Genomic DNA, 21739 nt, shown 5'->3' with positions numbered 1-21739 from the left:
GCGTGCCCGTCTACCTCGATCATGCAGCCACCACGCCCCTTTCCGCCGAGGCGCTGGCAGCCCTGACCCGGGAACTGTCCCGCACGGGCAATCCCTCGTCCCTGCACGGCTCGGGCCGCCGTGCCCGCCGCTCCGTGGAGGACGCCAGGGAAGCCATCGCGACGGCGGCCGGCGCCCACCCCTCAGAGGTCATCTTTACGTCCGGAGGCACTGAATCGGACAACCTTGCCGTCAAGGGCCTGTACTGGGCCCGTTCCGGCGAAGACCCGGCACGGCGGCGCATCCTCTGCTCCGCCGTCGAACATCATGCCGTGCTGGACACCGTTGAATGGCTGGAGCGGCACGAGGGCGCCATTGTCACCTGGCTTCCGGTCGACAGCGAAGGCGTAGTGGACCTGGTAATCCTCGCCGCCGAGCTGGCCAGGGACCCTGGGACCATTGCGCTCGTGACGGTTATGTGGGCCAACAATGAGGTGGGCACCATCCAGCCGGTGAGCAGGATTGTGGAGCTGGCGCATGCCTCCGGGGTGCCGGTTCATTCGGATGCCGTGCAGGCCTTCGGCTCCCTGCCGGTGGATTTCAAGGCCTCTGGACTGGACGCCATGTCGGTTTCCGGGCACAAAATCGGCGGGCCGGTGGGAGTCGGCGCACTCCTGTTGGGACGGGCCGTCAAGCTGACTCCGGTGCAGCACGGTGGCGGCCAGGAACGCGATGTGCGCTCCGGGACGCTGGACACGGCGTCCATCGCCGCCTTCGCTGCGGCCGCCGAAACCGCCGCCGCACAACTTGCCACGGAGTCCGCGAGGATCGCTGCCCTGCGGGACAGACTCATCGACGGCGTTCTTGAGCAGGTGCCCGAAGCCGTGCTCCGCGGAGCGCCGGGGGAGGGGCGGCTGCCCGGCAATGCGCACTTCACGTTCCCTGGCTGCGAAGGCGACTCCCTGTTGTTCCTCCTGGATCTGGCGGGGGTGGAATCCTCCACGGGATCAGCCTGCACGGCCGGTGTTCCACGGCCGTCCCACGTGCTGCTGGCCATGGGGCTGGACGAGGCGACGGCCCGCGGTGCACAGCGCTTCACGCTGGGACACGCCTCAACCGACGAGGACGTGGATGCCTTGTTAACCGCCCTCCCCGGCGCGTACCAACGCGCCCGCCAGGCAGGGATGGCTGGGCACGAATCCTCGATCCAGACTGCGGGAACGGTAGCGCGTCAGGCCTCCGCCGGCAGGAGCTGATCAAGTCCGGCGGAGCTGTCGGCCAGACGCTCCGCTGAGACAGGAGTCCTGGCCGAGATGAGGGCCTTGATGGTCTTCTGCGCGCCGGGCTGTGGCTTCCGCGGCCAATTGACGCTCATGCCGGCCACCACCCTGGAATCCTGCTGCCAGAACGCGATGAACTCCTTGTCCTCCAGCGATCCCCGGATCACCGGCTCAGCACCGGCAGCCAGTGCCGGGAAGCCTGAGTACTCCATGCTGACGTCGTACTGATCGGTGTAAAAGTACGGGATGGTGCTCAGGACGGCGTCCTGGCCGAGCATGGCCCTGGCGGCCACCTTTCCGCCGTTCAGGGCGTTGGACCAGTGCTCGCTGCGGTGGTGCTGTCCGGTGAAGGGGTGCAGCGCGTTGGCGATGTCCCCGGCGGCAAAGACGCCGGGTGCGCTGGTCCGCAAGGAGGCGTCCGTAAGGATCCCGTTGTCCAGGGCGAGGCCAGCCGCCTGAGCGAGGCTAGTCTCGGGAACCACGCCGACGGCGATCACCACGATGTCCGCCTGGAGTACCTCTCCGGAATCGGTGACTACCGCGGTGACAGCCCCGCCGTCGCCGGTAATTTCCCGTGCAGAGGCAGGAAGCCGGAAGCTCACGCCGTTGGCTTCGTGGAGTCTGCGGAAGAACCGTCCGAGGTCAGGACCGATGGCCGAAGCCAAGGGGATCGCTTCCAGTCCCAGCAGGGTGACCGTATTGCCATACGTGGCGGCAGCCGCAGCCAGTTCCATGCCGATCCAACCGGAGCCGATCATCACCACCTTCAGGCCGCCCCTCGCGAGGCGGCTGCGCAGCCGCCGGCTGTCATCCAGGGTGCGGAAAGTGGAGACGCCGGCAAGGTCACTGCCGGGCAGGCGCAGGGTTCGCGGCGTCGCTCCGGTGGCGAGCAGCAGGGAACCGTAGGCCAGGGTGCTTCCGTCGTCCAGCTCCACCCTCCGGGCATCCGGCCTGATGCCGGTGACGCGGGCACCCAGGCGGAGTCCGACGTCGTTCTCCGCGTACCAGCCCGGAGGCACCACCGGGACGGTCTCCTCGGCGGCCTTGCCCAGCAGATACTCCTTGGACAAGGGCGGACGCAGGTAGGGATGGTGGGCCTCGGCGCCGATGATGGTCACCGGCCCCGCGAACCCCTCCGCCCGCAGTGTCTTCGCGGCGGTGGCCCCGGCCAGCCCGCCGCCGGCAATCACGATGCCCCCCGCGCTCGCACTGTCCTCGGTCATGTCCGCCTGATTCCCGCTGGTGCGCGCTCGAAGTCTAAAACTGTATATCCTGACTTTAGAAGGAGGGGCTCGCCGAGTCAAGAGTCTTTTGGGCAGGATTCGGCGTGGCGATAGACTGGTGCGGCAGGCATTGTGCTATTTCTGCGGCCACCGGTTGATCGGCAGCCGCCCTCTGCCGGCATCCCCCGCACCCTAAAGAAAGCCAGCATGCGAGTTCTAGCAGCCATGAGCGGTGGAGTCGACTCCGCCGTTGCCGCAGCACGTGCCGTCGAAGCCGGGCACGACGTCGTCGGCGTTCACCTTGCGCTGTCCAGGATGCCCGGCACCCTGCGGACGGGCAGCCGCGGCTGCTGCACCATCGAGGACTCGCGCGATGCGTGGCGGGCTTGCGATGTGCTGGGCATTCCTTATTACGTCTGGGATTTCTCGGAACGCTTCAAGGAAGATGTGGTCCAGGACTTCATCGACGAGTATGCTGCCGGGCGGACGCCCAACCCCTGCATGCGCTGCAACGAGCGGATCAAGTTCGCAGCCTTGCTTGAGAAGGCCATTGCCCTGGGGTTCGATGCCGTCTGCACCGGCCACTATGCCAAGGTCATCCAGGATGCGGACGGCAATCCAGAGCTGCACCGCGCCGCCGACTGGGCCAAGGACCAGAGCTACGTCCTCGGTGTCCTGACCCACGAGCAGCTCAAGCACTCCATGTTCCCGCTGGCGGACACGCCTTCCAAGGCCGAAGTGCGGGCGGAAGCCGAGCGGCGGGGACTGTCGGTGGCCAATAAGCCCGACAGTCACGACATCTGCTTCATTCCCGACGGCGACACCGCGGGCTGGCTCGCGGAAAAAATCGACATGACCACCGGTGACATCGTGGACGAGACCGGCTCGAAGGTGGGGGAGCACCCGGGAGCCAACGCGTTCACTGTGGGCCAACGCCGCGGCCTGAAGCTAGGCACGCCCGCAGCGGACGGCAAGCCCAGGTTCGTCCTGGAGATCCGGCCCAAGGAAAACAAGGTAGTAGTGGGGCCACAGGCGCTGCTGGCCATTGACGAGATCCGCGGCATCAAGGTCTCGTGGGCCGGCCTGCCTATCGCGGAAATCGAGACCGGCGCCGAGTTTGACTGCTATGCCCAGGTCCGTGCCCACGGGGACCCCGTGCCGGCAACCGCGCGTATGCTGCCCGGCGAGGACGCGCCTCAGCTCCTGGTTACCTTGACCGATCCGCTGCGCGGCGTGGCGCCCGGCCAGACGGTGGTCCTCTACCAGGGCAGCCGTGTCCTGGGCCAGGCCACCATCGACGCCGCCCGGTCTTTGCAGCGCGCGGAGCTCTGAGGCGGATCAAATTTACCCTGGTCAGGTAAATTTTGTGTCTCAACTCACAAAAAAGCCGGTTGATGAGTCCGGCGTCTGGTTGAATCTAGGCATCAAGACAGCGCGCTGCCCGCTCTAGCCAAGACACCCATTAGCGGGCGGCGAGCGCGTACTCATCGAACAGAAAGTTCACAGATGACTAAGAGCACTAAAGCCTTGCGGAGCGTAATCGCGCTCGCAGGCGTTTCCGCCTTCGCATTGACGGCCTGCACGGGCCCAACAGACGGCGGCGGCGGTGGCAGCACAGCATCGGAGAATGCAAGCAGCGTCATTGCGTACGGAACCACAGACAAAGTCACCGCACTGGACCCGGCGGGCTCGTACGACAACGGTTCGTTTATGCTGATGAACCAGATCTACTCTTTCTTGTTGAACTCCAAGCCTGGTGGCGCCGATCCCGTGCCGGACCTGGCCGAATCATCGTCGTTCACCAAGCCCACGGAATTCACCGTCAAGCTGAAGAGCGACCTCAAATGGGCCAACGGACACGTGCTGGATTCCAAGGACGTGAAGTTCTCGTTTGATCGTCAAACCGCGATCAACAATCCCGACGGACCGGCATCGCTGCTGACCAATATTGAGTCCATCGCCACGCCTGATGCCAGCACCGTGGTTTTCACGCTGAAGAACGCCAACGACCAGACGTTCCCGCAGATCCTGACCAGCCCGGCCGCCCCGATCGTTGACGATGAAGTCTTCCCGGCTGACAAACTCCTCAGCGACGAGGAAATTGTCAAGGCCAACGCCTTCCACGGCCAGTACATCATCGACTCCTACAACAAGAACACGCTGGTCAGCCTGAAGGCCTGGCCGGACTACAAGGGTGTGCTTGGCAAGCCTGCGAACGCAGGGGCCACGATCAAGTACTACACAGACCAGACCAACATGAAGTTGGAGGTCAAGGGCGGCCAGATCGATGTTGCCAACCGCAGCCTGAGCGCCACCGACATCGATGACCTCAAAAAGGATTCCAACGTCACGGTCCACGTTGGACCCGGCGGCGAGATGCGGTACATCGTCTTCAACTTCGACACCATGCCGTTCGGCGCCAAGACCCCCGAGGCGGATCCGAAGAAGGCGCTTGCCGTCCGGCAGGCCACGGCAAACCTCATTGACCGCCAGGCCATCTCTGATCAGGTCTACAAGGGCACCTACCTGCCGATGTGGTCCAACGTTCCCTCCGGATTTGTGGGGGCCAACGAATCCTTCAAGCAGGCCTACGGCGACGGCTCCGGCAAACCAAGCTTGGACAAAGCCAAGAAAGTCCTGGCCGACGCCGGTATCAGCAGCCCGGTGAACATCAAGCTGCAGTACAACCCTGACCACTACGGCAAGTCATCCGGTGACGAATACGCCATGGTCAAGGACCAGTTGGAGAAGAGCGGACTGTTCACAGTGGATCTCCAGTCCACCGAGTGGGTCACCTACAACTCTGCGTCGAAGAAAGACAGCTACCCTGTCTTCCAGCTGGGCTGGTTCCCGGACTTCAGCGACGCGGATAACTACCTGACTCCCTTCTTTGTGGGCGGCGGGTTCATGAACAACCACTACTCCAACAAGGAAGTCGAAACGCTGATCGCGAAGCAGCTTGTTACAGGTGACAAGGCCGAGCGCGAGAAGTCGATCCAGGAAGTCCAGAACCTCCTCGCAAAGGACATCTCCACATTGCCGTTGCTGCAGGGCGCCCAGGTTGCTGTCTCCGGGACGAAGGTCAAGGGCGTGGATTCGACCCAGGACGCGTCGTTCAAGTTCCGGCTCGGCACGGTTTCCAAGTAGCCGCCAGGTTCACAGGTAACACCCAACACCCGCGTGAGGAGGTGGGGCCGAACGGCCCTGCCTCCTACGTGTTGGCTCCCAAAGTTCTAGATTCAAACCAAGCAGGGACAGCATGGCCACACTAATAGATACGCCGCCGCCTACGGTCGCGGCACCCAAATCCAAGTCCGCGGGAGGTGGCCTGGGGAAATACATCCTGGTCCGCTTCCTGCTCATTTTTCCGACGATTTTCATCCTCGTTACCCTGGTGTTCTTCCTGATGCGGATCACCGGCGATCCCATTACCGCAGCCCAGGGCGGACGTCTTCCACAAGCCCAAATTGACGCCCTGATACACCAGGCCGGTTACGACCGGAACCTCTTCATCCAGTACATCGAGTACCTTGGCAACATCGCCACCGGCAACTTCGGCCGGACCATTTCAGATGGCCGGCCGGTCATCGAGATGCTGGCCAAATTTGGTGCCGCCACCCTGGAACTGAGCATCAACGCCCTGGTGGTGGCACTGCTGGTAGGAATTCCGCTGGGTATGTTTGCCGCCCACAAGCGCGACAAAGTTCCGGATGCAGTCCTGCGTATGTTCGCCATCCTTTGCTACGCCACCCCTGTCTTCTTTGCCGGCCTGCTGTTGAAGCTGACATTTTCGGTAGGCCTTGGCTGGTTCCCAGTGGCCGGCCGTGCTTCCACCACAACGGAATTGGCGATGGGCAGGCTCGCAGCGCCATCAGGTATCTACTGGCTGGACGCCCTGCGCAGCGGCAACCTGTCAGCCTTCGGCGATATCGTCCAGCACGCGGTTCTTCCCGCAGTCGCGCTGGGCCTCCTGACCGCCGGCGTCTTTCTCCGTCTGGTCCGCACCAACGTCATCGGCACGCTGGGCAAGGACTACGTTGAGGCAGGCAGGTCCCGGGGAGTCAGCGAATACCGACTGGTGACACAGCACGCCTACAAGCCGGCCCTGATCCCCATCATCACGGTGATGGGTCTGCAGATTGCCTTGCTGCTCGGCGGTGCGGTGCTGACGGAAACCACGTTCGAGTGGAAGGGACTGGGGTATCAGCTGGCCCAATACCTCACCGCGCGTGACTTTGTCGCCGTTCAGGGCATCGTGATGTTGCTGGCCGTCATCGTGGCACTCACTAACTTCGCAGTGGACATTGCCGCTGCCCTCATTGACCCGCGAGTGAGGTACTGATGGGCACCGAAGCAGTATTGGAACCGAGAAAGAAGTCCTTGCTGGACCGGCTGCCGGTCTCGTCCCACATCCGCCAAAGCGTTGGACTGCAGCGCACCATGCTGCTGGCCGGCGTCGTGCTTTGCACCGTTTTTGTGCTGGCCGCGATATTTGCGCCGCTTCTGGCGCCGTATGGATATTCCCAGATTTCCGACGACGCCGGCTCGTTCCCGGCACAGGCCGAACCCGGTGGCAAACATCTGCTGGGAACGACAGTGGGTGGCTACGATGTCCTGTCCCGGGTGATCTGGGGATCGCAGACAGCCTTTGCGGTGATTGTTGCCGCGGTGTTGATGTCCATCTTCCTGGGCGTATTCCTCGGACTGGTGAGCGGCTACTTCGGCGGCTGGCTGGACCGCGTGCTGGTGGTAATTGCAGACGCAATTTACGCCTTCCCGACACTCCTTGTGGCTATCGTGATGTCGATCGCCATCAACAAAGGCCAGTCTGGATTCTGGGGCGGAATCCTCGCCTGCGGGTTCGCCATCACTGCAGTGTTTGTGCCGCAGTACTTCCGAGTTATCCGTGCTGAGACCATTCGGCTCAAGGCTGAACCGTTTGTGGAATCAGCGCAGGTTGTTGGCGCCTCCAGCGCCAGGATCATCAGCAGGCACATCTTCTCCAACGCGACCCGGACCCTGCCGCTGATCTTCACGTTGAACGCCTCCGAAGCCATCCTCACACTGGCAGGTCTGGGCTTCCTCGGTTTCGGTATTGAGCCAAGCTCCGCCGCTGAATGGGGCTTTGACCTGAACAAGGCGATGTCCGATGCCTCATCCGGCATTTGGTGGACCGGTGTGTTCCCCGGCATGGCCATAGTGTTGACGGTGGTTGGCCTCACCTTGGTAGGAGAAAGCATCAACGACCTGAACGATCCGCGGCTGCGCGGGCGCAAGGCTGCCGGCGCCAAGGGCGCCCCGGGACCATCAACCGCCGCCGCGAACGCCGCCATTGCAGCGGATGTGAGAGGACTGTGACCATCAATATTGATTCGGTATCTGACCAGTCCAGGCCGGCAGACCAGCCAGTACTGGAGATCGACCACCTTAAAGTCACCTTCGCCACCGACGGCGGAGACGTCTACGCCGTGAAGGATGTCAGCCTCGACGTCCGCACCGGCGAGGTCCTGGCCATCGTGGGCGAATCCGGTTCCGGCAAGACCGTGACCGCGAAAACCATTCTCGGGCTGCTGCCGGAGACTGCCACCAGCGGGGGCGCCGTCCTGATCAACGGGAACGACGTGATCAGCGTCAGCGCCGCGAAACTGAGGCAGATCCGCGGCCGCGATGTGGCCATGGTGTTCCAGGAGCCCTCCACGGCCCTGAACCCCGTGTTCACCGTGGGCTGGCAGATTGCCGAGGGCATCCGTGCCCACGCCGGCGGTGCCGGCGGGAAGCGTGTCTCGGCCAAGGATGCCAAGTCCCGTGCCATTGAGGCGCTGCGCAAGGTGGGGATCCCGGATCCGGAACACCGGGTCAACTACTATCCGCACCAGTTCTCCGGAGGCCAGAAGCAGCGCGTGGTGATCGCCGCCGCACTTGCACTGAACCCGGGACTGATTGTGGCTGATGAACCCACCACGGCCCTGGATGTCACGGTACAGGCCGAGATCCTGGAGTTGCTCCGGGACCTTCGGGACAAGTACGGCACATCGATCGTGCTGATCACCCACAACATGGGTGTAGTGGCCGACCTCGCGGATCGCGTGGTGGTGATGTACCAGGGTGATGTAGTGGAGGAAGCGCCGGTGCGGGTGCTGTTTGCCGAACCCAAAGAGGACTACACCAAGAAACTGCTGGCGGCCGTGCCCCACCTGGGCCGGAACTCGGCCTCGGAGGGTCTGTTGGAACGCGCCCACCAGGGCTCACCGGTCCTGGTGGAGGCAACCAACCTGACCATCGAGTATCCCGGCAGGCTGGGGACGCCGGCCTTCAAGGCCGTGGACGGGGTCAGCTTCACCGTGTCCCAGGGCGAAGTCTTTGGGTTGGTGGGCGAATCCGGCTCAGGGAAAACCACCATTGGCCGGGCCATCGCCGGCCTGAACCGGACCACCGGCGGCAGCCTGAAGGTACTCGGCTACGAGATGCTGAACTTTAAGGAGCGGACCTTCAAGCCCCTCCGGAAAGATATTGGCTTTGTGTTCCAGGATCCGGCAGCGTCCTTCAACCCCCAGCTGACCATCGGTGACTGCGTGGCGGAACCCATGATCATCCACACCAACCCCAGCCCGGCGCAGGCGCGCAAACGCGTTGCCGAACTGCTCGAATCAGTGCAGCTGCCGGCGTCGTACGCTGAACGGTACCCGCACGAGCTGTCCGGTGGGCAGCGCCAGCGGGCGTCTTTGGCACGCGCGCTCATCCTGAACCCGCGGCTGCTCATCGCTGACGAGCCGACGTCGGCATTGGACGTCTCCGTGCAGGCAAAGGTCCTGGAACTCTTCAAGGAAATCCAGGCCGAGTTCGGGTTCGCGGCCCTGTTCATCAGCCACGACCTCGCGGTGGTGGACATCCTGTCGCAATGGGTGGGCGTCCTCTACAAAGGCAAACTCGTGGAGCAGGGTATCGGCAGCCAGGTGATGGGCGCGCCGCAGCACGACTACACCAAACGGCTGATTGCCTCCCTGCCGGTCCCTGATCCGGACGAACAGGCCCGACGCCGGGAAGCGCACCGGGCGTTGCTGGCGCAGTAAGCACTCCCGGCGCCCCACAGTCGCGGCACCATCAGACGGACATCCCGCCCCCAGGCGGGGTGTCCGTCCGCCGCTTAACGACGGAAGGGATTTCCGCGGCCGCCCCATAGACTTGGACCATGACGCAGCAAAACCACGATGTTCCCGACACCGACACCTACGATGCCGCCGCGAGTTCGCTGGCAGGCCAGGTGGACAACTCGGTGATGGCGGAACTGCTGTCCATCCGCTCCAGCATCGACAACATCGATGCGACTCTGGTGTACCTCCTGGCCGAACGGTTCAAGGCCACCCAGAAAGTGGGCTTCCTCAAGGCCGCGCACCGGCTCCCCGCAGGGGACCCCGGCCGGGAATCCGCCCAGATCGCCCGTCTCCGGCGGCTGGCAGAGGATGCACACCTCGATCCCGCCTTTGCGGAGAAGTTCCTGAACTTCATCATCGGTGAGGTCATCCGCCATCATGAAGCCATCGCCGAGGACCACCAGGCCGCAGCAGAGTGGAAGTAACTGCCACCGGGCTTGGACCCTGGCCGGGGGAGGACCCCGTGGAGGCTGCCCGCATTATCCGCGGCGAGCTTGGCAGCCCGCACCTTCCGTTCCTGGCGGAGCTTCCGGACCGTGGAGTCGGCTCCGACGCCCTGGGGCGGACAGCCGCACTCCTGGTTGAAATGGCCGTGGATGTCCAGCCGTACGGCTGGCGGCTCGTGGACCGACCGGGCAAGGATTTCCGCCGCGCCGCGTCTGCCCTGTCCACCGACATCAACGTCCTCGCAGACGTCGCCGGCGCCGAGGACACCACGTCCCCCGAACTCAAGGTCCAGCTGCTTGGACCGCTGGGTCTTGCCGCCGGGCTGCACCTGCACAACGGCGAACGGGCACTGATCGATTACGGCGCGCGCCGGGACATTGCCCACTCACTTGCCGCAGGGGTCGGTGGTTACCTGTCCCGGATCTCCAGCGCGGTTCCGGGCGCGCGGCTGGTGGTCCAGGTGGACGAGCCTGATATCGCCGCCGTACTCGCCGGCACTATTCCGACCTCGAGCGGTTACCGCACGCTGCGGGCGGTGGGTGGCCAGGAGGTCACCGAGTCCTGGCAGGTGGTGATCGAGGCGCTCCGTGCGGCGGGCGCCGCCGAAATCGTTATCTCCGTGCCTGAAATTGAGGCCCCCATCGACCGGATCATTGCCGCCGGTGCCGACGGCGTCGCCGTGCCGCTGAGGGCCTTGACCACCCGGCAGTGGGAGCAGCTGGCCACAGCGGTGGAGGCAGGCAAACGGATCTGGGCCGGTGCCCTGGACGTCAGCCGCGGCACACTGCCCAGGGTGGCCGACGTCGTGGAGTCCGTCTGGCGGCCGTGGCACGAGCTGGGGCTCCCGGCGTCGTCCCTACGCAGTATCCGGGTGACCCCCTCGGCGGGACTTTCCGGCCATACGCCGGCCACCGCCACAGCGGTGTTGGGCCGGCTCACCCAGGTAGCCGACGGACTGAACCAGCGCGCGCACGGCTGAGCGGGCCCACTGCTCAGCCGTGCGGACGTCCAACAACTACGTCCGGTTTTCCCAACGGTCCGGCCGGGCGTAGCGGGGCAGGAAACTCTGCGCCGAACTGCCGCCGATGTATGGGCGCAAGCGGTAGTCGAAGCCGCCCGCATAGACAAGGACCTGCCCGATCTGCGGCTGGAGGACCTTGACCTGGATCCGGTGCTGACCGTTCTCGCCAGCGGCGCCGTCCCACCACTGCTCGGCGTAGGCCTTGGCATCGACGGTGGCCGGCAGCGGCAGGCGAAGGGGGCCCAGGAAAAGCCGCGACGCGTCGGAAACGCCGCGCAGCCTGCCCTCAGCTGTCACGCTGAGTTTGAGGTCGGTCACCATGCGTCGGTAACGGCCCAGGTAGTCCACAAGCCGCGGGCTGCCGTCGGAATCCACGAGGCTGGTGGTGTCCTGGAAGATCCGGAGATGCCCTGGGAAGCGGATTTCCCGTCGGGCAGTCAGGCTGGAGCGGCCGAACGGATCCTGGTGTGCATGGTTTTCAATCCGGAAGGGGATGCCTTCGCCGTAATCCGGGAAGAACGCGTCCTCCCCGGAGGTGAGCTTGAGCAGGGGCCGCAGCCATGCCTGCCGGCAGCCCACAACGTCGAACACGCCCTCCCCGACGCCGTAGTGCCCTGAGCCAGGCGCGAGAGAAAAGTACTCCTGCAGCTCAGGCTGCAGCCGTTGAAAGTCCTCGCCCAAGGCCTGCTTGTAAATAGGGACGTTCATCTTAACCTCCTGGCCGGTACCGTCAGCGGTGCTGCCGTAATTCACAATCTACCGGCCGCCTTGAGCCGGATGTACATGTCGGCCAGTTGCGGCGGCAGCTGGTGTGGTTCCGCATCCACCACTTCCACCCCGTGGTGCCGGAGCTCGGCGCTGACCGCCGCCCGTTCCAGCAGTACGCGTTCAGCTGCTGCCGCCCTGAATACACCGGCGGCGTTATCACGTTCACGCAGCATCTGCCCCAGCATAGGATCACGGACGGCGGCCACTACCACAACGTGCTGCTGGGCGAGCTGAGCGGCCACGGGAATGAGACCTTCCTCCGGGGCCCCGCCGTCCAATGCGGTCAGCAGCACCACCAATGACCGGTGGGCGGAAACAGCCCGGATCTGCCCTGGAAGACTGGACCAGTCCAGCTCGATCAGTTCAGCCTCGAGGGGCGCCATTGCCTGCACCAGCTGCCCCAGGAGGTTGCCTGTGGTGGCGGAGCCGGCCCTGGCCCGCGGCCGGCGGTCGTAGGCCAGGAAATCTACCCGGTCCCCGCCACGCTCGGCCAGGACCGCCAGCAGGAGCGCCGCTTCGATGCCGGTATCCAGCCGTGGTTCGTCCTCGATCCTCGCGGCTGACGTGCGCGAGGTATCCAGCATGATCACCACGCGCCGGTCGCGTTCCGGTCGCCAGGTGCGGACAACGACGGCGGACCGGCGGGCGGTGGCGCGCCAGTCGATTGAACGGACGTCGTCTCCGCGGACGTAGTCCCGCAGCGAATCGAATTCGGTGCCGGCACCGCGGATCTGCACGGCGGCTTTGCCGTCGAGTTCGCGGAGTTTCCTGAGCTTCGACGGCAGGTGCCTGCGGGAATGGAACGGTGGCAGGACCCGCAGGAGGCCAGTGCACTCAAACGTGCGCTGGCGTGCCGCAAGCCGAAGTGGTCCATGCGAGCGGACGGTGACATGCCGGGCGCCCATGTCACCACGGCGGACCGGCCGTAACCGGACTGTCATCCGGCGGCCTTCCAGGGCGGGAATGTCCAGGTCCTGGACCGGATTCACGGCCCCGGCAGACGGCTGCCATGCGTCCCGGACGGTGGCACGCAGTCGTCGCCGGCCACCGTTGCGCAGGGTGAGGACCGAAGTAGCCATGCCGTGCAGGGCTACGTTGCCGGGGTCGGCGCGCGTGACGATGATGGCCCGCGGGGACGCGGCCAGGCCAAGGTCCAGCCCCAGAAGGGCAGCGAGCGCCACGACCACGCCCAGGACCGTTCCCCAACCGGGGAACAGCAGCACCGGCACCAGGCCCAGCAGGGCCAGCAACACGAACCGTCCGGAGAGTGCCATGTGCAGGCGGATCAGCGGGGGACGGGGACGGAGGCCAGGATGCTGCCCAGGACATCGTCCACGCGGACCCCGTCCATCTGGGCATCAGGCTGCAGGGCCACCCGGTGGCGCAGGCACGGCAGCGCGAGTGCCTTAACATCGTCGGGGGTGACAAAGCTGCGGCCGGACAGCCAGGCCCAGGCGCGGGACGTATTAAGCAGTGCGGTCGCGCCGCGGGGTGAAACACCCAGCTGGAACGACGGCGCCTGCCGGGTTGCGCGCACCAGGTCCACGATGTAGCCGATGATTTCCGGTTCGACGGCTACGGTTGCCACAGCCCGCCGCGCCCGTTCGAGGTCCTCGGCGCCGGCCACCGCACGGACGCCGGCGGCAGCAAGGTCGCGCGGATTGAAGCCGGCCGCGTGCCGCCGGATCACCTCCACCTCGTCAGTCCGGCCAGGCAGCGGCATGGTGAGCTTGAGCAGGAACCGGTCCAACTGGGCCTCAGGCAGGGGATAGGTTCCCTCATACTCCACAGGGTTCTGCGTTGCCGCCACCAGGAAGTTCGCCGGCAGCTGCCGGGACACGCCGTCCACCGAGACCTGCCGCTCCTCCATGGCCTCCAAGAGGGAGGCCTGCGTCTTCGGCGGCGTCCGGTTGATTTCGTCCGCCAGCAGGATGTTGGTGAAGACCGGGCCTTCGCGGAAGCTGAACTCCGAGGTGTGCGAGTCATAGACCAGGGAACCGGTGATGTCGCCGGGCATCAGGTCAGGGGTGAACTGCACGCGTTTGGTGTCCAGGCTCAGCGCGGCGGACAGTGCACGGACCAGGAGTGTCTTGGCCACACCGGGCACGCCTTCGAGGAGGACATGCCCTTGGGATAGCAGCGCGATCAGGAGTCCCGTGACGGTGGCATCCTGGCCCACCACGGCTTTCGCAACCTCGTGGCGGACATCCAGCAGTGCCTGCCGGGCGGGATCCAGAGTCCGCGGGGAACTGTCCATGATCTGCGGGGCGCCGTACGGTTCGTTCATCGGGTCCTGACCTCGTTCTCTAGTTTGTCCAGTTCCTGTGACCATTGCACCAGCCGGGCTGCGGTACTGGGCCTTTCCAGGATCAGGCTGCTGATGTCGGTGACGGGCCGGCCCAGGTGCCGGGCCGTTGCCTGCACGACGTCGTCGGCAGTGGCCTCGGATCCCACTCGAAGGGCGTGTGCCAGACGAACCAGGGTGCCGGCCCGAAGGTTGTCCCGCGCCCGGTCCAGTGCGTGGGAATCCTGATAGAGGCGCGCGCGGCCTTCGGCGGTCTCCACGGCCTTGACCACCACGGGCAGCGGTTCAAAGACGAGCGGGCCCAGGCGGCGCCCACGCCACACGACGGCGAGCACGGCCACAAAGAACAACCATGGCCCCAGGAAAGCCACCCAGTCAGGGGCAAGGTCATCAAGTGTCTGGGTCGAATCCGCAGCGGCCGCGTCGCCCAGCCCGGGCAGGTACCAGACAAGGTCCCCTGAGCTGCCCAGCGTCCGGAGTGCCAGCGCGGCATGGCCATGGTCGGCAAGCCCGCCGTTGTTCAGGAGGGCGGTGCTGCCCAGGACGGTCAGACCGCCGTCGTCCGTGCGGGCAAGTAGCCCGGCGGTGCTTCCCTGCGGGCTGAAGCACACCGTGCCGCCGTCGTACAGGAAGCCGCCGGTTCCGGACACGGCACCTGCCGCGGCGGGATCGCTGAGATCGCAGCCCGGTGCCAGGAGCGCCGTTGACTCCGGCACCACGCCGGCCTGGCTAATGCCGGTATCGAGGGCCTTCAGCGTGCCCAGCCGCGGCGTCACCACTACCACCCGTCCTGCACTTGCGGTCAGCTCGTCCAGCCGGGATTGGTCCAGGAATCCGCTCCGGTCGTACAGGAGCAGGGTGGCACCTTGCCGGTCTGCGAGTGCCGCCGTGGCGGCCTCAAAGGATTCAACATCGTGGACCTCGACACCGTGGCGGCCGAGTATCTCGCTCACCGCCCTGGCGCCGTTCGGCCCGGCGTTGTGGACGGACAAAGGCAGGGAATCGCCCTTTGGTGCCAGCTGGGCGGAAATTACCACGGCAAGTCCGACGGCGGCCACCGCGCCGATCGTTGCTCCGCCGCGGTGCCGCCGGAACCAGGAACCGGCACCGGACCCGGAATCCGATCCGGGTGCAGGGGCGTAACCCGGCTGCGCGTCCGGTGCACTCTGCGTTGGAAGGTTGGGCGTCAGGCGATCCTGCGAAGGGTTCTGCATGGTGGGACCCTGCGTCATCGCGGAACCGCCGGTTCGTCACGGTCAGCGGGCAGGGCCGCGCTCGCCGGCGTGAGGGACTGCAGAGTGACGTCCAGCCTGTGCACGGCGGCATAGTCGGCCTGGTCTGCGTGTTCATTGCCGTAGCGGATCCCGTCGAACGTACGCGCGGTCTCCGTCAGGCGGCCGGCCTCTGACGGAAACGGTGCGGCCAGTTCGTGTGCCACCTCGTCCGCGGTCCGGCCAGGCCGCGCGTCGAGAACCATTCTGTCCTCGGCCGTGCGCACCAGTGCGCGGAAACAGTCCACGACGGCGGCACTCCAGTTGCCGGCCGCGGCTGCGGCTTCCGCGCGCTGGCGGTAGGCCGTGGCACTGACTGTTGCGTCGGCGTCGAACACGTCTTTGGCACGCTTGGCTTTCGCGTTGAGGCGCGGTCGGGCCAGGATGACCGCGGCGCCGATCAGCACGGCGATGGCCACGCCGATCCACGGCGCCGCCACGGTGCTGTCCGGGCCGGAGCCGCCGTCCAGGGACCGCAGCCAGTCCAGGATGTCGGCCCAGACGCTGTCCAGCCAGCCGGGGGCCGCGTCACGATATTCCGGCTTGGCAAGTTCTTCTGCGGCCCAGCGGCGGGCCTCATCGCGGCCAGGCAGGACCGGCGGTTCAGCGGCCATCGGGCCATGCCCCGAACGGTGGCGTTTCGTTTGGCGGTGTCCCGTAGGGCGGCCGCAGGGTTTGGCCGGGTCGTCCTGCCTTATAGACCGGGACACCGCGGCCCGGGACGCCGTCGGGATCCGCCCCCGATTCCAGCAACCGGAGCAAGGCGATATCCAGGCCATCCCGGCGCATCCTGAGGTCGAGGTAGAGCAGCGCCATGACGGAGGTCTGGAAAGCGAATCCCACCGCTCCCACCACCGCACCAACGATCGCGGTGGCAACGCCCGCCACCACTGCCGCCGTCATGGCCTGCTCGGCACCGCCATGGGGTGAGACCACGCCGGTGTAAAAGCCGGAGAGAAGAGAGACCGGAATGGTGACGATCTGGGCGATGACCCCCACCATGATGCCCACCACCAGCGTGATGCCCAGCAGCCGCCACCAGCTGTTGCGGGTGAGTTCCCAAGAGCGGCGTATGCCGGCCAGCGCCCCGAGCTCCTCCACCACCACGGCGGCCGGTGCCACCATCAGCTTGATGTAGACCCACACGTACAGCACAAAGCACACGAGACCCAGCGGGAGCAGGATCAGGGCGCCCATTCCACCCACCGTGCTGACCAGCAGCACTGCCAGCGCCACAAACAGGAGTGCTACGAGGAGCCCGGCGCCGACCAGCAGCGCCGCGAGACGGATGAGGGCCCACGCGCGGGACCGCGCCAGAGCCCACATCTGCCGGAAGCCAGTGGGACGGTTAAGGACGGACCTGGCGACCGGAACCACCATGGCGCCCTGAAGGACCGCCGACAGGAAAACGGTCAGCACCGAGACGAGTACGACGCCGGACGCGAAGGTGAGCACCACCGGGACAAGGTCCTGCTCCGTCAGTCCCTCCGCCCAGGTCTCCAGCGACGCAGCGGACGTTGCGGAAAATGCAGTGAGGACTGCCGTCAGCACTGCGGCGAGTGTCTGCGCCAGCAGCGCAGCGCCCAGCATGGCCTTGGCATTGCGCCGGATCGCCTGGAACGAGCCGTCCAGGATCTCGCCGAACATCAGCGGGCGCAGGGGAACGATGCCGGGTTTGGGCGGGGCCACGTAACGGGGCTGTTGGTAGGGCGGCGGGGCGCCGTAGGGGTTGTGCGGAGGAGTGCCCCAGGCCTGCGGGCCACCCTGAGGTGGGCCCCACACCGGCGGACCGCCCCAGGAATGCTGTGCAGGGCCGGGCTGCGGCCCCCACGGAGGCGGGCTCCCTGGCGGCTGGCTACTCCCGGCCTCGCCGGCAGGATTCGGCTGCTGCATGTTCGGATCCTGGTTTGGCACCCTGTTCCTTCCCCCGTGCGGGACTGTCCGCGTGTTGCCAGCCTATAGTTCCGGGGTCGGGCGTCATAGCGCGGCGCCATGCCGTAAGGCCGTTGAACAGGACAAACCCTGTTCAATAAGGGAACATATAACTATGAAGGCACGCATTCTGGTAGTTGACGATGACGAAGCGCTGGCCGAAATGATTGGGATTGTCCTGCGCAATGACGGCTTCGAGCCGGTTTTTTGCGCCGACGGCAGCCAGGCGCTGGATATTTTCCGTTCATCGAAGCCTGACCTCGTGCTGCTTGACCTGATGCTTCCCGGCGTGGACGGCATCGAGGTGTGCCGGCAGATCCGTGCCGAATCGGACGTGCCCATCGTGATGCTCACCGCCAAGTCGGATACGTCCGACGTCGTCCGTGGCCTTGAGTCCGGCGCAGACGACTACGTGCCCAAGCCGTTCAAACCCGCCGAACTGGTGGCAAGGGTGCGTGCCCGCCTGCGGCCCGGCGACCAGAAGGCGCCTGAAACGCTGCGGATCGCAGACATAACCATCGACGTGGCCGGCCACACCGTGAAACGTGCCGATGAGCGGATCTCGCTGACGCCCCTGGAATTTGATCTCCTCGTAGCGTTGGCCCGGAAGCCCTGGCAGGTATTCACCCGCGAGTTGCTGCTGGAACAGGTCTGGGGCTACCGCCACGCCGCGGACACCCGGCTGGTCAACGTCCACGTCCAACGCCTCCGGTCAAAAATTGAACGGGATCCGGAAGCTCCCGAAGTTGTATTGACGGTTCGTGGTGTCGGCTACAAAGCAGGTTCCTGAGTCCTCAGGACCAGAAGCGCACCGCGCCCCGGACCTTCCCGCTGCCAAGAGCCCGGAGCATACGGATGCGCTGCCGGCGGAGCTGGCAACGCTGCCGTTCCGGGCGCGGATATGGCGGCGCCGTGGAGTCATCGTGGGGCTACGGGTGGGCCGCCTTGTCCAGATCGGCGTCACCCGTTTCTTTCCTGCGGTCCGTTTTGCCGGGCGGTCCATGCGGCGGCGCTGGCGCCGGTCCCTTCAGTTCCGGACCGTCCTCACTACCCTGCTGTTGGCCGTGACATCCTTTGGTGCCGTGGGCGCCTACCTGTCCAACCAGATCGCCAACAACCTTTTCCAGGAGCGCCTGACCCAGGCAGAATCCGAAACCCGTTACTACGTCAGGCAGGTCCAGGAGACGTTCGACGGCGCCCAGGTCACCGACCAGTCCAGCGTCATCACCCTGGTCTACGACACTCTGAACGCCGTGGAGGGCCGCGGCTCTGTCATCCAGCGGCGCTATGTTTTCGAGGCCAAACCCGAGCAGACCAAACCCAGGAACCGCTGGGTGGAGTCGCGGGCGTCGGACCAGCTGACCGTCAGCGTCATCCCGCCTCAACTCCGTACGGCAGTCCAGGCATCAGGCAAAGACCAGTACTGGGCATCAACCGTGATTCCGGTAGGTACCGAGGACAGGCCGGGCATTGCCGTGGGTAACCTGGTGACTTTCAACGGGACAGTGTATGAGCTGTACCTGATCTACGACGTCAACACGGCCCAGCAGACGCTCGACGAGATCCAGAGTGTCCTCTTGGCCGGCGGCGCGGTGCTGGTGCTGATGATCGGGGCCATCGCCTGGTACGTCACCCGAAACGTGGTCAGCCCGGTCAGCCACGCTGCGCTGGTGTCGGAGAAGCTCGCGGCCGGCCAGTTGCAGGAGCGCATGGTGGTCAAGGGCGAGGACGAGGTGGCACGCCTCGGGGCTTCGTTCAACCACATGGCCGCAAGTCTCCAGGAGCAGATCACCCAGCTGGCCATGCTGTCCCAGATGCAGCAGCGGTTTGTCTCCGACGTCTCGCACGAACTCCGCACGCCCCTGACCACCGTCCGGATGGCCGCGGAGGTGCTGTACGACGCCCGCCACGACTTCGACCCCATCAACAAGCGCTCCGCCGAACTCCTGTACAACCAGGTAGAGAGGTTCCAATCCCTGCTGGCCGACCTTCTCGAGATCTCCCGCTTCGATGCCGGAGTGGCCATGCTCGACGCCGAGCCCGAGGACATCCTGCAGGTGATTGCCCACGTCATTGACGGGGCGACGCCCGTCGCGGCCGAATACGGCTCTGAGATCATCCTCCGGGCGCCCGCCGAGGGAATTGTGGCGGAAATGGATGCCAGGAGGATCGACAGGATCCTGCGGAACCTCATCCTCAATGCTGTGGAGCATGGCGAAGGCCGGCCGGTCACTGTCACTGTGGCGGCCAACCAGTCAGCGGTGGGGGTTGCTGTCCGGGACCAGGGGATCGGCATGACTCCGGCCGAGGCCGCCCGGGTCTTTGACCGATTCTGGCGTGCAGATCCGGCCCGGGCCCGCACCACCGGAGGCAGCGGCCTGGGCCTGTCCATCGCCATGGAGGACACGAAACTCCATAACGGCTGGCTGCAGGCATGGGGAAACAAGGGCAGAGGGGCCAATTTTCGGCTGACCATTCCGTTGCGCCAGGGCGAGGAGATCGACCGCTCGCCCGTGCAGCTTGAACCGGAGGACATCATCCTCCCCGGCTTTCCTCGCGCCGCAAGCGCGCTGGTCCTGGGACCAGGAACGCCGAAGGAGTCGTCATGACGGGCCGAGAACTGCGCATATTGCTGAAGAGGAGCGTTGTGCTGCTCGCAGTTGTTCTGCTGCTGGCTTCGTGCGCGCGCATCCCCACTGCCGGGCCGGTGGGTAAGAGTGCGGAAGGCAGCGCCGGGAACGTTAATGCACCGGTATTCCTTCCGGCCGCGCCCCAGGCCGGCGCTACTCCGGAAAACATCATTGATTACTTCTACCGCGCCGGTACGGGTTACGAGGGTGACTACGCGGTGGCCCGCGAATACTTGACGCAGGCGGCATCTGTGTCCTGGAAACCCGACCAGCGCGCACTCGTTTATCGCGAAGCGAAGGTGGTGGGCACCGGCGTCGACAACGTTTACAACTACCAGCTGGACGTTTCCTACAGCGTGGATGTCGACGGTATTGCCACCCAGATGCCCGAGGGCACCATCGAGAACATCCCGGCCACGCTCACCCAGGTGGACGGCGAATGGCGGATCTCAGCCATCCCGGACGGAACCGCTATCCCTGAAGAAACCTTCAAGGTCATCTACGGGTCGTACCCCATCTACTTCTACGATCCCAGCTTCACATATGCCGTGCCCGACGTCCGCTGGTTTATCAAGAACAAGACCGTCAAAGCCATGACAAGCGCCCTGCTTGCCGGCCCCGCACCCTATCTCCGCGGAGCCGTGGTGAGCGCCTTCCCGTCAGGCATCAAACTTGCCCGCGAATCGGTTCCGGTGGTGTCCGGAGCCGCGCAGGTGGACCTCACCGCCAAGGAACTCACGGAGGCGTCCACGGAGGACAGGCTCCGGATGCAGACACAGCTTGCACTCACGTTCCGCAGCCAGCCCGACGTCGTTAATGTGGAGCTGCACGCGAACCAGGACCTGGTCCGGGTCGAGGACAATGGCTCGGTGCTGCCCCCGGTGCGGGACAAGAACGTGCCGGTCCGCGAGATTGCCGTCAGCGGCAACGAGCTGGTTCGCTACGAGAACAACAGGGTGTCCCCGCTGCCGGATATGCAGCCTGTTTCCTCGCTCGGGCCGCGCTACCCGGCGGAATCCCCGGTGTCCCAGACTGTGGCTTTCCTTAATGAAAGCCGGACGACGCTTTACAGCATGGTGCCGGGACAGCCGGCCCGGGCGCTGACAACGCGCACCACCATCACGCACCCTTCCTTCAGTCTCCATGACTGGGTGTGGGCCGCAGGGCCGGGAGCAACCGGGGGTACTGAGGTGGTGGCCTACCGGCCCATCGGGGTTGCCGAAGGTGCGGCTGTTCCCACCGTTACCCTCACGCCGTCCTGGCTGGCGGGACGAATCGTCAAGGAGCTGAGGATTTCCCGCGAGGGCGTCCGGGCACTGGTCATTTCGGAACAGAACGGCAACACGAAGGTGCAGATTGCCGGGATCATCCGGAATGCCGACGGGACTCCCCGGGAACTGACTGCCCCGATCACCCTGGTGGCTTCCGGTGACCCGGACCAAGGCGTCTGGGTGAACGACACCACGGTTGCCGTGATGAAGGCATCGGCAGGCTCGAACGTCACGCCGGAGCTGCTGTCCCTAACATCCGGACAACCCCAGCAGCTGGCGCCCTGGCCTGGCCTCGTGTGGCTCAGCGCCGGCAACGGGCTGGAGGAAATCTACGGCCAGTCGGCAGAGGGAATTTTCCAGCGGCTGGGCAACGGCTGGTCTCCCCAGCTTAAGGGTCCCATCGACCCCTCATTCCCCGGCTAGCGTGTTCTCCACATAGCGGGGCCTGGGGGTACCGGGGC

General features: G+C 65.4%; 18 protein-coding genes. 11 read left to right on the top strand and 7 right to left on the bottom strand.

Features of this window, described 5'->3' with window-relative positions; all coding sequences use genetic code 11:
• Positions 1-2 precede the first annotated feature (2 nt).
• Positions 3-1235: a cysteine desulfurase family protein gene (locus ACZY0Q_RS05605; protein WP_463915195.1), complete on the top strand. Its 1233-nt coding sequence runs from the start codon at positions 3-5 to the stop codon at positions 1233-1235.
• Here ACZY0Q_RS05605 and ACZY0Q_RS05600 read toward each other — a convergent pair.
• A complete protein-coding gene (locus tag ACZY0Q_RS05600; RefSeq protein ID WP_463915194.1) occupies positions 1211-2482 on the bottom strand; it encodes an NAD(P)/FAD-dependent oxidoreductase in 1272 nt (423 codons plus the stop codon). The genes ACZY0Q_RS05605 and ACZY0Q_RS05600 overlap by 25 nt on opposite strands.
• 207 nt (positions 2483-2689) lie before the next feature.
• Here ACZY0Q_RS05600 and mnmA point away from each other — a divergent pair, with 207 nt between their 5' ends.
• The 7 genes from mnmA (at position 2690) to ACZY0Q_RS05565 (ending at position 11059) form a co-directional block, all read left to right on the top strand.
• Complete coding sequence (gene mnmA, locus ACZY0Q_RS05595) at positions 2690-3814, top strand: tRNA 2-thiouridine(34) synthase MnmA (RefSeq protein ID WP_463915193.1); 1125 nt, start codon at positions 2690-2692, stop codon at positions 3812-3814.
• 174 nt (positions 3815-3988) lie between these two features.
• The gene (locus ACZY0Q_RS05590) at positions 3989-5629 is read left to right on the top strand and encodes an ABC transporter substrate-binding protein (protein WP_463915192.1); all 1641 of its coding nucleotides are present in this window, start codon (positions 3989-3991) and stop codon (positions 5627-5629) included.
• A 112-nt stretch (positions 5630-5741) separates the two neighbouring features.
• Positions 5742-6824: an ABC transporter permease gene (locus ACZY0Q_RS05585; RefSeq protein WP_463915191.1), complete on the top strand. Its 1083-nt coding sequence runs from the start codon at positions 5742-5744 to the stop codon at positions 6822-6824.
• The gene (locus ACZY0Q_RS05580) at positions 6824-7840 is read left to right on the top strand and encodes an ABC transporter permease (protein ID WP_463915190.1); all 1017 of its coding nucleotides are present in this window, start codon (positions 6824-6826) and stop codon (positions 7838-7840) included. The genes ACZY0Q_RS05585 and ACZY0Q_RS05580 overlap by 1 nt, the downstream gene beginning before the upstream one ends.
• Positions 7837-9552, top strand: coding sequence for an ABC transporter ATP-binding protein (locus ACZY0Q_RS05575; RefSeq protein ID WP_463915189.1), 1716 nt, complete (start codon positions 7837-7839; stop codon positions 9550-9552). Before ACZY0Q_RS05580 ends, ACZY0Q_RS05575 begins: the two co-directional genes overlap by 4 nt.
• A gap of 119 nt (positions 9553-9671) precedes the next feature.
• Complete coding sequence (locus ACZY0Q_RS05570; RefSeq protein WP_056343785.1) at positions 9672-10058, top strand: chorismate mutase; 387 nt, start codon at positions 9672-9674, stop codon at positions 10056-10058.
• Positions 10049-11059 carry a uroporphyrinogen decarboxylase/cobalamine-independent methonine synthase family protein gene (locus ACZY0Q_RS05565; RefSeq protein WP_463915188.1) on the top strand — a complete coding sequence of 337 codons (1011 nt, stop codon included), beginning with the start codon at positions 10049-10051 and terminating at the stop codon, positions 11057-11059. Before ACZY0Q_RS05570 ends, ACZY0Q_RS05565 begins: the two co-directional genes overlap by 10 nt.
• A gap of 36 nt (positions 11060-11095) precedes the next feature.
• On the opposite strand, the gene ACZY0Q_RS05560 is transcribed toward ACZY0Q_RS05565, so the two are convergent.
• Genes ACZY0Q_RS05560 through ACZY0Q_RS05535 form a run of 6 tightly spaced genes read right to left on the bottom strand, consistent with a single transcriptional unit; the run spans position 11096 to position 17134 of the window.
• A complete protein-coding gene (locus ACZY0Q_RS05560; protein WP_463915187.1) occupies positions 11096-11809 on the bottom strand; it encodes a DUF4166 domain-containing protein in 714 nt (237 codons plus the stop codon).
• 41 nt (positions 11810-11850) lie between these two features.
• Positions 11851-13143: a DUF58 domain-containing protein gene (locus ACZY0Q_RS05555; protein WP_463915186.1), complete on the bottom strand. Its 1293-nt coding sequence runs from the start codon at positions 13141-13143 to the stop codon at positions 11851-11853.
• Positions 13144-13154: 11 nt separating this feature from the next.
• Entirely contained in the window at positions 13155-14156 is a 1002-nt protein-coding gene (locus ACZY0Q_RS05550; protein WP_463915185.1) for an AAA family ATPase, read from the bottom strand.
• A complete protein-coding gene (locus ACZY0Q_RS05545) occupies positions 14153-15388 on the bottom strand; it encodes a DUF4350 domain-containing protein (protein WP_463915184.1) in 1236 nt (411 codons plus the stop codon). Before ACZY0Q_RS05545 ends, ACZY0Q_RS05550 begins: the two co-directional genes overlap by 4 nt.
• A 14-nt stretch (positions 15389-15402) precedes the next feature.
• A complete protein-coding gene (locus tag ACZY0Q_RS05540) occupies positions 15403-16059 on the bottom strand; it encodes a DUF4129 domain-containing protein (protein ID WP_463915183.1) in 657 nt (218 codons plus the stop codon).
• Positions 16049-17134: a DUF7847 domain-containing protein gene (locus ACZY0Q_RS05535; protein ID WP_463915182.1), complete on the bottom strand. Its 1086-nt coding sequence runs from the start codon at positions 17132-17134 to the stop codon at positions 16049-16051. Before ACZY0Q_RS05535 ends, ACZY0Q_RS05540 begins: the two co-directional genes overlap by 11 nt.
• Before the next feature lie 358 nt (positions 17135-17492).
• Between ACZY0Q_RS05535 and mtrA the strand changes: the two genes are divergently transcribed.
• The 3 genes from mtrA to ACZY0Q_RS05520 are packed head-to-tail and all read left to right on the top strand — an operon-like array spanning position 17493 to position 21701.
• Positions 17493-18167, top strand: coding sequence for an MtrAB system response regulator MtrA (gene mtrA, locus ACZY0Q_RS05530; RefSeq protein WP_463915181.1), 675 nt, complete (start codon positions 17493-17495; stop codon positions 18165-18167).
• Entirely contained in the window at positions 18139-19986 is a 1848-nt protein-coding gene (gene mtrB, locus ACZY0Q_RS05525) for an MtrAB system histidine kinase MtrB (RefSeq protein ID WP_463915180.1), read from the top strand. Before mtrA ends, mtrB begins: the two co-directional genes overlap by 29 nt.
• Positions 19983-21701 carry an LpqB family beta-propeller domain-containing protein gene (locus ACZY0Q_RS05520; protein ID WP_463915179.1) on the top strand — a complete coding sequence of 573 codons (1719 nt, stop codon included), beginning with the start codon at positions 19983-19985 and terminating at the stop codon, positions 21699-21701. The genes mtrB and ACZY0Q_RS05520 overlap by 4 nt, the downstream gene beginning before the upstream one ends.
• Positions 21702-21739 lie beyond the last annotated feature (38 nt).

This window comes from Pseudarthrobacter lactosi, assembly GCF_055412785.1.
Note: the sequence above shows the minus strand (reverse complement) of the source record. Positions and strands in the feature narration are given on the sequence as shown.

Coding starts and splice junctions, on each gene's coding strand:
- ACZY0Q_RS05600 (WP_463915194.1), bottom strand. CDS start 2,482: ATGACCGAGGACAGTGCGAGCGCGGGGGGCATCGTGATTGCCGGCGGC.
- mnmA (WP_463915193.1), top strand. CDS start 2,690: ATGCGAGTTCTAGCAGCCATGAGCGGTGGAGTCGACTCCGCCGTTGCC.
- ACZY0Q_RS05590 (WP_463915192.1), top strand. CDS start 3,989: ATGACTAAGAGCACTAAAGCCTTGCGGAGCGTAATCGCGCTCGCAGGC.
- ACZY0Q_RS05585 (WP_463915191.1), top strand. CDS start 5,742: ATGGCCACACTAATAGATACGCCGCCGCCTACGGTCGCGGCACCCAAA.
- ACZY0Q_RS05580 (WP_463915190.1), top strand. CDS start 6,824: ATGGGCACCGAAGCAGTATTGGAACCGAGAAAGAAGTCCTTGCTGGAC.
- ACZY0Q_RS05570 (WP_056343785.1), top strand. CDS start 9,672: ATGACGCAGCAAAACCACGATGTTCCCGACACCGACACCTACGATGCC.
- ACZY0Q_RS05560 (WP_463915187.1), bottom strand. CDS start 11,809: ATGAACGTCCCTATTTACAAGCAGGCCTTGGGCGAGGACTTTCAACGG.
- ACZY0Q_RS05555 (WP_463915186.1), bottom strand. CDS start 13,143: ATGGCACTCTCCGGACGGTTCGTGTTGCTGGCCCTGCTGGGCCTGGTG.
- ACZY0Q_RS05550 (WP_463915185.1), bottom strand. CDS start 14,156: ATGAACGAACCGTACGGCGCCCCGCAGATCATGGACAGTTCCCCGCGG.
- ACZY0Q_RS05545 (WP_463915184.1), bottom strand. CDS start 15,388: ATGCAGAACCCTTCGCAGGATCGCCTGACGCCCAACCTTCCAACGCAG.
- ACZY0Q_RS05540 (WP_463915183.1), bottom strand. CDS start 16,059: ATGGCCGCTGAACCGCCGGTCCTGCCTGGCCGCGATGAGGCCCGCCGC.
- mtrA (WP_463915181.1), top strand. CDS start 17,493: ATGAAGGCACGCATTCTGGTAGTTGACGATGACGAAGCGCTGGCCGAA.
- ACZY0Q_RS05520 (WP_463915179.1), top strand. CDS start 19,983: ATGACGGGCCGAGAACTGCGCATATTGCTGAAGAGGAGCGTTGTGCTG.